General features: G+C 71.4%; 11 protein-coding genes. All 11 read right to left on the bottom strand.

From position 1 onward, the window contains the following. Window positions 1-54: 54 nt before the first annotated feature. From H9651_RS05450 to H9651_RS05400, 11 genes are read right to left on the bottom strand one after another with little or no spacing between them, the layout of a single operon-like run. A complete protein-coding gene (locus H9651_RS05450) occupies window positions 55-1113 on the bottom strand; it encodes an acyltransferase family protein (protein WP_191718151.1) in 1059 nt (352 codons plus the stop codon). Between the two features lie 17 nt (window positions 1114-1130). Then, window positions 1131-1700, bottom strand: coding sequence for an acyltransferase (locus H9651_RS14995; protein ID WP_318244773.1), 570 nt, complete (start codon window positions 1698-1700; stop codon window positions 1131-1133). Further along, window positions 1697-2599 (bottom strand): glycoside hydrolase family 16 protein, encoded by a 903-nt coding sequence (locus H9651_RS05440; protein WP_191718149.1) that lies wholly within the window; start codon window positions 2597-2599, stop codon window positions 1697-1699. The genes H9651_RS14995 and H9651_RS05440 overlap by 4 nt, the downstream gene beginning before the upstream one ends. Beyond that, window positions 2596-3843: a hypothetical protein gene (locus H9651_RS05435; protein ID WP_191718147.1), complete on the bottom strand. Its 1248-nt coding sequence runs from the start codon at window positions 3841-3843 to the stop codon at window positions 2596-2598. The genes H9651_RS05440 and H9651_RS05435 overlap by 4 nt, the downstream gene beginning before the upstream one ends. Window positions 3844-3846: 3 nt before the next feature. After that, window positions 3847-4821 (bottom strand): polysaccharide pyruvyl transferase family protein, encoded by a 975-nt coding sequence (locus H9651_RS05430; protein WP_225216456.1) that lies wholly within the window; start codon window positions 4819-4821, stop codon window positions 3847-3849. Window positions 4822-4823: 2 nt separating this feature from the next. Continuing rightward, a complete protein-coding gene (locus H9651_RS05425; RefSeq protein ID WP_191718144.1) occupies window positions 4824-6386 on the bottom strand; it encodes an MATE family efflux transporter in 1563 nt (520 codons plus the stop codon). Between the two features lie 11 nt (window positions 6387-6397). Next, a complete protein-coding gene (locus H9651_RS05420) occupies window positions 6398-8170 on the bottom strand; it encodes a hypothetical protein (protein ID WP_191718143.1) in 1773 nt (590 codons plus the stop codon). Further along, entirely contained in the window at window positions 8167-9771 is a 1605-nt protein-coding gene (locus H9651_RS05415; protein WP_191718141.1) for a glycosyltransferase family 2 protein, read from the bottom strand. Before H9651_RS05415 ends, H9651_RS05420 begins: the two co-directional genes overlap by 4 nt. After that, window positions 9768-11099 (bottom strand): polysaccharide biosynthesis protein, encoded by a 1332-nt coding sequence (locus H9651_RS05410; RefSeq protein WP_191718140.1) that lies wholly within the window; start codon window positions 11097-11099, stop codon window positions 9768-9770. Before H9651_RS05410 ends, H9651_RS05415 begins: the two co-directional genes overlap by 4 nt. After that, entirely contained in the window at window positions 11096-12040 is a 945-nt protein-coding gene (locus H9651_RS05405; protein WP_191718552.1) for a glycosyltransferase family 2 protein, read from the bottom strand. The genes H9651_RS05410 and H9651_RS05405 overlap by 4 nt, the downstream gene beginning before the upstream one ends. Then, window positions 12040-12855, bottom strand: coding sequence for a glycosyltransferase family 2 protein (locus H9651_RS05400; protein ID WP_318244772.1), 816 nt, complete (start codon window positions 12853-12855; stop codon window positions 12040-12042). Before H9651_RS05400 ends, H9651_RS05405 begins: the two co-directional genes overlap by 1 nt. Between the last annotated feature and the right edge of the window lie 259 nt (window positions 12856-13114).

Genomic DNA, 13114 nt, shown 5'->3' with positions numbered 1-13114 from the left:
CGACCTGTCGCCACGCGCCGCGGCCGCGTCTCGGGAGCGCAGGAACGGTGGCGTTCAGCGCAGCGGCACGCGCGTGGCAGCGCGCGAGAACCACGCGGGCGCGACATACAGCAGCCGCAGCGCCGGCACCCGTGCGGCACCGGCGGCGATCAGCAGGCTGAGCGCAATGGCGACGGCCGACATCAGCCCCGGCATCACGGGGCGCAGCGCCGCGACGACCGCGGTGTCGGCGAACGGCAGCAGCAGGCTGGTGAGACTCGACAGCACCAGGATGTGGGTGACGTAGACCTGCAGCGTGCGCGTGCCGAGGTGCTCGAGCGGTCGGGAGAGCGGCGTGCGGGCGAGGCTTCGCGCCAGGCACAGCCCGAACGCGACCGCGACGAGGCCCACGGGGATCGCGGTGAGCGCGTCGATGAGTGACCCCGTCATACCGCGCAGCACGATCGCCGCGGCGAACACCACCAGCAGCCCTGCGGTGGCCGCCCACCGCCGCCGGTGCACGAAGTGGATGATCGGCTCGCGGAAGTACAGCCCGATCATGAAGAACACGAAGTACTTCACGATGCCGTCGTGGGCGACGTTGTCAAAGGTGACGCCGCCGAAGATGATCGAGGATGCCACGGCGGCGACCGCCAGGACGAGCCAGCGGTTCACCCGCCCGACGAGCACCTTCGCGGCCACGAGGAACAGCGCCAGGGCGAACAGGAACCACAGCCCGTTCGAGGGCCGCACGACCGACAGCACGAGGTCCGTCCAGCTCGACTGGTTGAGGTCGATCGGCTCGGGGACGACCTGGTAGTAGGCGAAGCGCAGCACCGTCCACACCACGAACACCCACACCAGCACCGCCAGGCGTGTGCGCCAGAGCGCCGCCCATGGGCGCTGCACCGCCCCGACGGCGAGCATGCCCGCCACGAGGAAGAACAGCGGCATGCGCAGCAGCGCGAACACGAGGTTGAGCGGTTCCCACCAGGGCGAGGCAAGACCGGTCGGCACCGTGAACATGCCGGCGTGGAACAGCACGACGAGGATGATCGCGATGCCGCGGGCGCCGTCGATCCACGTCACCCGTGCGGTGGCGCGCGCGGTCGTCGCGGGGAGGAAGGGAGGCATGGCGTCCTTGCGAGGTTTCAGGCCGCGGCGGCGGGGCTGTCGGCGAGGGTGCGGATCAGGCGAGCGGGGACTCCGCCGTACACGGCGGCGCTCGGCAGGTCCCGTGTGACGACGGCGCCGGCGGCGACCACCACGTCGTCGCCGATCGTGACGCCCGGCAGCACCGTCACGTTGGCGCCCAGCCAGCACCGGTCGCCGATGACGACGGGGGCGCTGTCGCGCTCGCGGGAGATGCCGTCGGGCCCCACGCCGTGGAAGCTCGTGATGATCGTGACGAACATCGCCAGCTGGCAGTCCTCCCCGATGCGGATGGGGGCGACGGCCTCGAAGTAGCATCCGACGTTGACGAACGTGCCGGCGCCGATGCGGATGTCCCGGCCTCCCGTGAACGTGCAGCGCGACGAGACATTGGGGGTGCGCACATCGAAGCCGCGCACCCGCAGGATGCCGTAGCGCGCCGCCCGCGGGCAGAGCGCGGAGCCCGCGACGCTGTTGGTGATGAACGACCGCCACCCCCACGAGGCGTCCTCCGCGAGGCTGTGCGCCAGCGTCGCGATGCGGCCCGGGCGACCGGCGCGGTCGCTCACGGGGCGATCGTCTCGGTCTGGTCGGCCGGCGTGTACGCCATCCAGTCGATGAGCATCCTGTTGACCTTCGGGGTCGTGGCATCCGGGTCGCCCGGCCAGTTGCCTCCGACGGCCAGGCTGAACAGCACGTGCGTGGGTTCGTCGAAGACCCAGCGGCCGGTGAGCGGGATGTCCCACTCCTCGACGTCCCACACGACCTGGTCATCGATCGCCATGATGATGCGGCCGGGCTGCTTCTCGACGGTGTACACGTGGTAGTCGTCGGCCAGCGGTGCCGGCATGTCGACGCCCTCGTTCAGTGCCCAGTGCTCGGTCCAGCCGATCGGCCCGTGCAGGTGGTGTCGGCTGCGGGAGGTGTCGTTGGGGGTCTCGATGATGTCGACTTCGCCGGCGTTGGGCCAGCCGACGCGATCGATGTTGTCGCCGAGCAGCCAGAACGCCGGCAGCAGCCCCTGCCCCTCGGGCAGCTTCACCCGCGCAGAGAGCTGCCCGAATGTGAACGACCACTTGTGGTGGCTCGTGATGCGGGCCGAGGTCGGAGTCGAGCCGTCGGTGGGGATCGTGGCGGTGATGACCAGGTTGCCCTCGCCGTCGAGCGCGACGGCATCCTCGGTGTACTCCTGCAGCTCGTCGTTGCCCCACCCGCCGTCACCGGTCTGGATGCTCCAGAACGCCGGGTTGGGCGGGGTGCCGGCCGCACCGTCGAAGTCGTCGAACAGCGCCTCGTCGTCGCCGTACTTGGGCAGGAGGAAGGAGAACCCGGTGAACCACCAGACGCCCGCGATGACGAGGACGACGACGAGGATCCCGGCGGGGATGCCGAGGGTCAGCCACCGCCGGTGACGCCGGGGCGGGCGCGGGGCCGAGGGTTCGACGGCGGGAGGGATGGTCAGGGTCACGGCAGCAGTCCCTTCGGGTCGCGGCACAGCAGGTCGCAGGCCGCGGTGATCATCGAGCGGTCGTACAAGGTGGCGTCGAAGCTCATCGACACGTGGAGGCGGCGCTGGAGGACGGCCGTCAGCGCGGTGATGCCGTTGCGCCCGGCCGGGTCCACGGACACGCGCACGTTGCCCTCGCCTGCCCACGGCAGGGGCTCGAGCGCGCGCAAGAACCCCATGTCGCTCACGATGGGCTTGGCGGCGGCGGGCACGGTGGCAGGCGCGCGCCGTCGCCAGCCCTGGGTGAGCAGCCCCGCAGTGAGGGCCGCCAGGGGGCGGCCGGAGTGCAGGTCGCGGCTGAAGCGGGCGCCCGCGGCATCCAACCCGGGGGAGGCGTCGATGGGATGCCCCACCACGAAGTTCGCCAGCGTCGACCGGCCCGAGGGGAGGTATCGGCGCAGGTCGACGAGGATCGAGCCCTCATCCATGACCGGCACGCCGACCCGGTGCAGCGCCTCGCGCAGCGCGAACATCATCGAGAGGGTGGGAGGCACGCGTCCCCGGCTCCACGCGGCGATGGACCGGTAGGTGTCGGATCCCATGACGGAGGTGACGAGGTCCAGTGATCCGCGCTCGGCCGGGACCGTGGGTCCGTCGTACATCGGCCGGGAGGCGTGCCGCTCGGCGATGCGGTCGCGCACGACGTCGGTGGTGCGCCCGGGGTGATGCAGGAACGTGGCGCCCAGCGCTGCGGGCAGCGGGTCGGCGTCGCGGGCCGATGCGAACACGCCCGGCGTGCCGCGGCCCGACAGGATGCCGGCGGTCAGCATGACGCTGAGGAAGCCGTCGCCGAGGCGATGGTCGATGCACAGCGAGGCGCGGTCGTCGCCGAGGAAGACCATGAAGGGGAGGTCGGGGGTGATGGCCTCACGCAGGCGCGGCAGTCCGGCGTCGCCGGCGAACCCCGCAGGCAACTCCCGCACCATGCGCTCGGCCTGCGCGTCGAGCGACCCGGGGTCGTACCGCCACCGGGCGCCGTCGAAGGTGCGGCCGGCGCGGGCTGCGGGGCCCATGCCGATGAGGGTGCGCACGGCATCCACCACGCTCGTCCGCTCGGGGACGACGAGTGGGGACAGCTCGACGCTGATGTAGACGCCCGCCGACAGTCGGTCACGACCCAGCACGCGTCCCGACGCCGCGCGCGTCGCGACGGGCGCGGGTCCGTGGACCCCGGCGCCGGTCGTCTCGTCGCGTGCGATCACCATGGCTCAGACCATCGCCGTCGCTGCCGGCAGATCCGGCGCGAAGCTCAGCGGCAGCTCGAGGTCTTCCAGCCACGTGCCCGCGTAGCTGGTGAGCTTGCCGTTGGCGTTGTCGATCGCGATGACACGTCGACCCATCTGCAGACCCAGGAGCATCGCATGCAGGCGATCGGTGACGATCGTCTCGCCGGGGGACAGCAGGGCGACTCCGGTGGCCAGACGCTGCGCGGCATCCGCGAACCACCGGTCGGTCGTGCGGTTCATGCGCCGTGTGACGGCGCCTTCGAAGAAGGTGCGGCGCAGGCGCCGCGCGAGTCGGTCGGCGAAGGTCATCGCCGGCCAGTCGACCGCCTGCCCGCCGATGCCCGCCGGCAGCGCGCTCTCGTCGTCGCGGCGGAGCAGATAGACCGCCTGCCGGGTGGGAGCCGCGGCCTCCAGCCGGCCGAGCATGTGCACGCTGTCGGGCGCCAGGGTCACCTCGGCGACGAGGTCGCCGACGGCCGCGAGCGATGCGGTGTCGCGCACCGCCAGGCGCAGCCCGGGGCGCAGGGCCATGCGGCGGGCGAACTGGGCGCGGTTGGACTCGGAGGCGAAATGCACCGACTGCGGCTCCTGGATGAGCAGCGTCTCAGCTCGCAGCCGTTCGGCCAGCCGGTAGCGATGCTCGCTGTGCTGCGGGTAGAGCCCGCCGAAGTTGCCGCCACCCTGGATGGCCACCGGAATGCGGGAGTCGTACACCGCGGGGGAGATCGTGCCCCAGGAGTAGGTGGATGCCACGCGGATGCCGGCGCGGCGCCAGAACTCCGCCTGGCCGAGGGCGATGAGCGAGTCCCCGATGTTCTCGTAATCGGGGAAGTCGGTGAGCACGAGGGAGTCGACGCCCTCGTGCAGGGCCGTCAGCGCCGCGAACGAACGCCGTTGCATCTCGTCGATGAAGTCCGTTCCCGACGGGCGGGGGCCGCGGGTGTTCTCTACAGGCATGGTCACGGGGAGTCCTCCAGGGTGCGGCCGGCGCGGGAGCGGACGGTCAGAGCCGACCTCACCCCGGCGCGTGTGGCCTTGTCGAAAGCGAAGAAGTAGTAGACGGTGAGCGCGGCCGCCGCCCACCCCACGATGAGGGCGGCCACGAGCGGCAGCGGGGGATCCAGCAGGCTCGCGCCGTACAGGAGCGCGGCGAGCGGCGCCACGGTGGCGAACGGCATCACGAGGCACCGCGTCGCGAACTCCCGCAGCGTCAGGCCGAGGCGGTGCAGAGCGATGGCGATGTAGAACGGCTCGAGCACGACGATCGGCAGGGCCAGCCCCAGCGCGATGCCGGTCAGGCCCATGGTCCCCCCGAGCATGAGCGCGAGGAGGGTGCCGGTGACGGCCCAGATCGTGTGCAGCACCGCGAATCCGCGCAGCGATCCCTGCGCGGTGAGGATGGGGACCGCCAGCAGGTGGTTGTTGTTCGCGAACATCGACAGCACGAGGATCTGCGCGACGATCGCCGCGCCCGGGCCCGCTTCGCCGAGCCAGAGGCGCATGATCTGGGGCATGAAGACGACCACCGGCACGAGCACGATCGTCATCAGCATGTTCGCCAGTCCCGTGCCGCGCAGATACATCTGCCCGATGGGCGCACCCGCCGCGCCCCCGTGGCGCATCGATGCCGTCGGTAGGAGCGCCACGGCGAGCGAGCCGGTGACCTCTTTGACCAGCAGGTAGATGCGCTGCCCCGCGGCATACACCGCGGTGAAGGCGATCGGCAGCAGCAGCGCCGTGAGGATGCCGCCCACCTGCATGATCACCACGCCCGCGATGCCCAGCACCATCAGCTGCGAGGAGACGCGGAACAGCTCCCGGAACACGCTCCAGCGGAAGTCGGAGACGCGGGCGGTGATGCGTGGCGCGTGGCGGCGGCGCAGCACGTAGGTGGCGATACCGAAGCCCAGGATGCCGAGTACGTCGACGACGGCGACGGCGACGATGCCCAGGTGCAGCCAGCACACGACCACCGTGAACACGACGCGGAAGGTGGCGAGTCCGATCAGCAGGTAGTTCACCAGTGTCAGGCGTCCGACGCCCGCGAGGATCTGGCGGTTGGCCGAGAACACCAGCAGTAGGAACACGTTGCCGACGCCGAGGATCGCCAGCGCCCACGCAGCGGACTGCAGGCTCTCGCTGAAGTGGGCGTTGGGCACCGTGAACGCGAACGCGAGGGCCGTGGCCGATGCCAGGACGAACGCCGCGCCGAAGTAGAAGACGTTGCTGGCCGAGGCGACCCGCCGCATGCGCGTGACGTCGTCCGACGGCGCGGCCACCCCGATGAACCGGGTGGTCGCGTCGCCGATGCCGAGGTCCTGCTGGAAGAGCGCGCCGAGCGAGACCGTCAGCATGTAGAGGCCGTACGACTCCGCGCCGAAGGTGCCGAGCACGAGCGGCAGCAGCGCGACGTACGCGATCATCGACGACATCCGCGCGAGGTACGTCGTGATCACGGCACCCGTGATGCCGCCCTGCGCGCCGCTCGCCGCCCGGCGCGACCGCGGCGGTGTCTCGGTCACACCCGGCACGCTCAGCCCAGCCTCGTCGCGCCGAGGTCGAGGCGGTAGACCAGCGTCTCGTCGGATTCGTGCACGAGTTCCCAACGGGAGTCATCCTGGAGGATGCCCTCGAAACGCTCGAGCGCGCCCTCGGGGAGGGTGCCGTAGTAGGTGCTGTAGTCCCGCATCTGCTGGGTGATGACCACCAGCGCGGGGCGTCGCTCCCACACGAGGCTGTCGGTGAGGCGCGTCACGCGCCGCGGGTCGGCGAACTGCTCGGTCTCCCAGCCCGGCCACGAGGTCAGCCACATGTCGATGCCGGAGTCGAACAGCTCGTCGGCGGCCACGAAGTCGACGTACTCCGCGACGAGGCGTCCCGGAGCGCCGGGGGCCACACCGATCGTGAGCGTGGCGGGGTCTTCGTTGCGCAGCACCTCGGTGGTCAGACGCACCGACTCGGGCGTCACCAGGTTCGCGAACCAGCTGCCGTAGTAGGCCTGCATGGAGGTGAGTGAGGTGATCGCGATCAGGCCCGTCACACCCGCCTGGCCCGCGCGGCGCGCCGTGACGAGTTCGCCGCGCAGCAGGCGGGTGAGGCCGGGGGCGAGGATCAGCAGGCAGCCGGGGATGGAGTACAGGAACACCCGGAACATCGCCTCGCCGCCGTAGCCCTGGCCGACCAGGATCAGTGCGGGCGAGAACGCCACGATGGCGGGCACGAGGGTCTCGCGCCACTGGTCGCGGCGGCGCAGGAGCCGCATGACCGTGACCAGGCCCGCGGACACCCAGACCAGCAGCGTCACGCCGCGGGCGGCCCAGGAGTTCGCGATCTGCCCGATGCTGGGGTTTCCGAGAGTCTCGTTGCGCGCCGAGGGCGTGAGGATGTTGCTCAGGAAGTCGAAGTTCAGCAGTCTGCCGAACTGGCTGAGCACGTTCATGTGCAGGAGCATGTAGCCGATCGCGATCACGGCGAACACGACCACGATGTATCGGGGCCGCACGCGTCCGATCAGCGTGAGCAGGAGCACCGCCGCGAGCAGCCAGTACGGCGTGAGCTGATGGGTGACGACGATCGCCGCGTAGATCGGCACCGCCACCCACGCCGCCGCCTTCACCTTCACCGACGCCAGGATGAGCGCGACGACCACGATGGCCAGCGCGAACCCGATGGCCTGCGGGGAGAAGTAGTCCTGGGCCACCCAGTTCACCGCGTGCGCGCCGAAGGCGGCGACGAGCGCGGTGGCGGGGTTCATGCCGTAGGTGCGCGCCAGGAAGAAGATGGCGGCGGCCACGGCCAGCTGCGAGCCGACCGCGAACCACTGGGCGATGTCGATCGTCTCGGAGCCGGTGACGGTGTTCAGCCACGCGATGAACGAGAAGGCGCCGGGCCAGTTGTGGTAGATGTCCGCGTCCACATCGACCGAGCCGAAGCGCTGGATGTAGTCGATGGGACCGAAGTGCTTGTACGTCCACGAGTACAGCGGCGCGTCGGTGGAGATCGCGGTGGGAAGACGCGTCATCAGGATGGTCGCCACCAGCGCCACCCCGGCGGTGCGGGTCGCCCGCAGCGCGATCGCGAGGCAGAAGGCGATGACCGCGACCGCGATCGACACGGGGAACAGTGGGCTCGCGGCGGCGAGGAGTCCGAACAGATGCCAGGGAGCGTCGCGCAGCGACGGCACCGCGACGAGCCACGCGACGACGGCGAGGCCGAGTGCGACGGCGGGGAGCAGCCAGGGCCGGGCGGTGCGGGTCGTCGCGGGGCGGGCCGGGGAGACTGCGGTGCGGGGTGCGGTGACGGTCATGCGGTCCTCCTCGCGGCGAACGAGACGACGGCGCCGACGCATGTGGCTGCGGCCAGTGCGAGCAGCCAGAGCAGGGGGTTCCACCACTGCGCGTAGACGATGCCCGTCGTCAGCAGCAGCAGCGCGGACAGTCCGATGGCGGGGATGACGATGGGGGCGAAGTTCGGCGGCAGCACCACCCACGCCCGCACCAGCGCTCCCGGCCCGATCAGGATGAACAGCCCGACCAAGAGCAGGGAGAGGGCAGGTGGCAGGGGCAGCAGACCGAGCAGGCCGATCACGCCGCCGACGCCTGCCAGCGATGCCCAGCAGCGCCGTTCCATCGCGGGTCCGCGCGAGGCCGGCCCGGCGAGCGTTCCCGCTTCACGCTGAGCGCGTCGTTCGGCGAAGTAGGCCGCAGGTCCGCCGGCGATGCTCGCGAGCTCCCGTCGCCCCACGCGCCTGGACTCCGCGGAGAGGGCCGACGAGGTGGCGGTGTCGTCCACCGTCGACATCGGCTTGTTCAGCAGCCGAACGACCGCGCGGGGTGCGCGGGCCAGGGCGGCACCCAGCATGCGCGGGTCGAGCACCACGGTGGTCGCCCACGCGCCGAACCCGCGACCGTAGCCGATCGCCTGCGCCGTGAGGGCGTCGAGGTCGGCGCGGTGGCGGTGCCACACCAGTGCTGCGGGCTCGACGAGGATCGCCTGATCGTCGTAGAGCAGCCGCAGGAACATGTCGAGGTCCTCGCCGCCCTTGGTGCGCGTGCCGACGCCGAGCGCGGTGTCGAATCCGCCGAGGGCGCGCATGCCGTCGCGGCGCACCGCGAAGTTCGCCCCCGTACCGAACTCGCCGACGCAGAACGGGAACATCGGCAGGTCGGCGGGCGGTTCGCTCAGCCGGAAGACGCGCGCGGTGGTGAGCTTGGACCAGCTGACGCGGGCATCGAAGTAAGCCTGCACGTCGTTGCGCAGTTCGCCGGTGGGGACGACGCCGCTGACGCAGCCGACATCGTCGCCGCGCGAGAAGCCCGCTGCGATCGCCCACAGCCACTGCGGGTCCACGGCCACGTCGTCGTCGGTGAACGCGACGATCTGCCCGGCGGCGGCGTGAAGGCCGGCGTTGCGGGCATGCGAGAGCCCCGCGGCATCCTCACGGACGTAGCGGAAGTCGGGGAACTCCGCCGCGAGCAGGTCGCGGGTCTCGGTGGTGGCGGGGGCGTTGTCGACCACCACGACCTCGTACGCGGGGTAGTCGATGGCGCGGATGGCCGCCAGCGCGTCCCGCAGCAGCGCGGCGCGGTCCCGCGTGCACACGACGACGGTCATGGGGAGCGGCGCCGGGCGCGCGGCGGGGGGCACGACGGGCAGGGCCGCCACCGCGGAACGCAGCGCGGCGGCGTCGAGCCGGCCGTCGGTCAGCGCAAGGGTCACGTAGCCGCGCACGGCACCGCGCTCACGCACCAGCAGCCGGGCGCGATCGAACAGCTCGCCCTCATCGACGGTGATCGTGTCGACGGGCTCGGCGAGGTCGGTCGCCTCGACCAGGCCCACCCAGATCGCGTCCGGTCGATCCACGTCGCCGTGCAACGGCATCGCGGGAGTCAAGGTCAGTGTCGTCATGCGGCAACAGCTTTCGGGTCGGAGGCGCGTGCGGGGAGGTCGCGTACGCGGCGGAGTCCGACGGCGCCCACGGCAGCGAGTGCCGTGACGCCGCAGACCATGGCGAGTGCGGCTCCGAGAGCCCCGAGCGTGGGGACCAGCAACAGCACGACGCCGAACAGGATGGAAACGTAGAGCAGGTTGCTCCAGAGGACCGGGCGCACCCGGTGCCGCGCGCGGGAGAGCGCGGACCAGATGTCGAACCCGGGACGGATGATGCTCGCCAGCGCCAGGGCGCCGACGACGGCCATGCCGTACAGCGGTGAATAGTCCCGTCCTGCGATGAGGAAGAGCACCGGCGTGGCGACGGTCACGGCGACGCCGAGGACCCCCACCACCAGCAGCACCTTGAGCATGTACGACCGCGCGAGCCCCGCGCTGGGGGCGAAGTCCGCGGCCGCGCTCTTGGCCAGGGCGGTCGCGACGGCCACGCCGACGAGGTCCAGCGCCACGCTGAACTGATAGGCGATGGCGAACACGGCGCCCTCGGCGGGGGAGGACAGCGCCGTCACGACGAACGACAGGGAGAGCCCCGCGCACATGACGACGCCCACCGCCACGGCGTTCTGGGCCGTGAACAGCCCGAAGGCGCGCGCGGTTGCGGCATCCCAGGTGCGGGTGCTGGGGCGTCGAGCCTGCTCGCGGCGCAGCGCCCGCGGCACGAGCGCGAAGGCGCCGACGGCGACGGCTGCGGCGGCCGGGATGATCGTCGCGGTCACGAGGGGATGCGGCATCCACGCGGCACCGAAGGCGAACACCGCGAGCAGGGCGAGCTTGACGAGGTTCGCGGCGCCGTTGACGAGCAGGGTGCCGCGCGCGTCGGCGGCACCGGCGAGAGCCTGCGTCTGCACGTTGAACAGGGCCCACACGACCGTGCACGCCGCCACCGCGAGCACGCTCACCGCGAACGGCAGCGCAGGGACGAGCACGACGGCGACGAGCACCCCTGCGCCCACGCCGCACACGGCGGCGATGACCGCGGTGGCGGCGTACGCGCGACGCAGCACCGACCACGCGGCGGGGCCGCCCAACGGAAGCATGACCACCAAAGCGCTGCCGGGTCCGTTGGATGCCAGTGCGGCGGCGGCCATGATGATCGACAGCGCCGATGCCTCCAGACCCAGCTGGGTCTGCGGGATCCACACCGCCGCGAGCATCCAGAAGACGAACCCCGACACCGACGTCACGGCGTACCCCGAGGTGAGCCACAGCGAGTCGCGCGTGATGCGCTGCCCCACATCGACGCTCGTCTCGGGGGCGACGGGAAGCGTGCGGGAAGCCGAGGTCATGCCGGGGCCTTCTCCGTCAGCGAGGCGCGCGGGGCGCCGGGGCGCACGCGCGCCATCCGGCCACGGACATACCCCGCCCCGGCGAGGCCGAGGGAGAGCACGATGGCGGTGGCTGCAGGAAGCCCTCGGGGACCGCGGCGCAGCTCCCGCCACACCGCAGCCGGCAGCACCCGTGTCGCATAGGCCGACTCCGCCGAGAGGGCGTCGGTGCGGCCGAGGGTGCGCGCGATGCCCGCCTTGGACAGTCCCTCGCACCAGCTGCGGTGTGCGACGTATGCCAGGCGCACGCGATCGGCGCTCACATGGTGGCGCACACTCGCCGTCGGTTCGTAGCGCACCACGCTGGCCGGGTCGGCCTGGCGCAGCTTGATGCACGCCTCGGTCTCCTCGCAGCCGATCGGGAGCTTCCCCACGCGGCCGGTGTCGGCGTTGAAGCCGCCGATCGCCAGGAGCGGTTCGCGGCGGAAGGCCATCGAGCACCCCATGACGTTGCGGACCGGTCCGGGCTGCGTAGGAAGGCCCCGGTAGCTGCATCCGACGATCCACAGCAGTTCTGCGGGGAGCACCGGCGGTGCAGCGCTGGGCCAGATCGGCACGGCGCTGCCGCCGACGGCGACGACCGAATCGGTCGTGAAGCCGGCGACGAGCGTGTCGAGCCAGCCGGGATCGGCGGTGGCGTCGTCGTCGAGGAAGGCGACGATCTCACCCACCGCCACCCGCAGCGCGGTGTTGCGGGCGGAGGACAGGCCGCGCGACCCGTCGTTGGCCATCACACGGGCTTCGGGCCACCGGGCGCGGGCGCGGGCGAGCAGCTCGTCGTTGTGATCGATGACGAGGAGCGTCTCGTCTGCGCTGCCCTGTGCCGCCACCGAAGCCATGGCCAGCACGAGCTGGTCCCAGCGGTCCAGTGTGTACGCGCAGATGACGACACTGACCGACATCACCGGCCGATCGACTCCGCGCGCTCCGCGGCGGGCATCGACGCGGCGACGGTGACGGGGGTGGTGGTGACGCCTGTGCTGCGACGACGTCGGCCCCAGCGCTTGGTGCGCTCGTCCAGCACGGTGCGCAGCACCCGCAGGCCGTCGGTGATGGCGTTGAGGTTGCTCTCACCGTGGATGCGCGGCAGCTCCACGCTCGGCACCTCGACGACGTGAAGCCGGTTCTCGGCCATGCGGCAGGTCAGCAACGTCTCGATCTCGAACCCGTCGCCCCACACCATCTGGCCCTCGGCGCCGGGGATGTCGGCGGCCGGCAGCTCCAGGGAGGGGAGGATGCGACGCCAGAACGCGTTGTAGCCGTAGCAGAGGTCGGAGTGGCGGGTGCCGAGGAGGATGTTGGTCAGCAGGTTCAGCCCGCGGTTGCCGAGGTTGCGGTGGAAGGTGAGGTCCTCGCTCGCGCCGCCGAGCATGTATCGGCTGCCCTTGCTCACATCGGCGCCCTGCACGAGCGCCTCGACGAAGCGCGGGATCTCGTCGGGGTCGGCCGACCCGTCGGCGTCGAACATGACGATGATGTCGCCCGTGGCGTGCTCGAACCCGCAGACGAGGGCGTTGCCCTTGCCCTTGCGGGTCTGGGTGATGACCTCCACGCCCGGGCGCACCCGGCGGGCCACCTCGGCCGTGCCGTCGACGGAGTGGCCGTCGACGACGATGATCTCGTGGACGTCGGGAAGCAGGGGGAGGACGATCTCGAGGTTCCGCGCCTCATTGCGGGCGGGGACGATGATCGAGACGCGGGGCAGGGATGAGGTCACGGTGATGGTCGCCTTTTCGTCGGGGGAGCGCGAATGGATATCGGTGATGGATGGGGCACGGACTCGGGGCCGGCGGCGCAGGGGGGAGCCGCGCCGGCACCCGGCGTCGTGTCCTCTCGGGGGAGGTACCCGGTCGGGGCTCTGATGCTCCGAGGTCGATGTTCGAGCGTTGCCGCCGGGTGTTACATCCGTGTGAACGCTACCGATGACTCACGTAACGGACTGGCCGAAACCTGTCCCCTCTTCGGAGGACATCCGC

This window comes from Microbacterium pullorum, assembly GCF_014836535.1.
GTDB lineage: Bacteria > Actinomycetota > Actinomycetes > Actinomycetales > Microbacteriaceae > Microbacterium > Microbacterium pullorum.
This window is presented reverse-complemented; position numbering and strand designations above follow the sequence as displayed.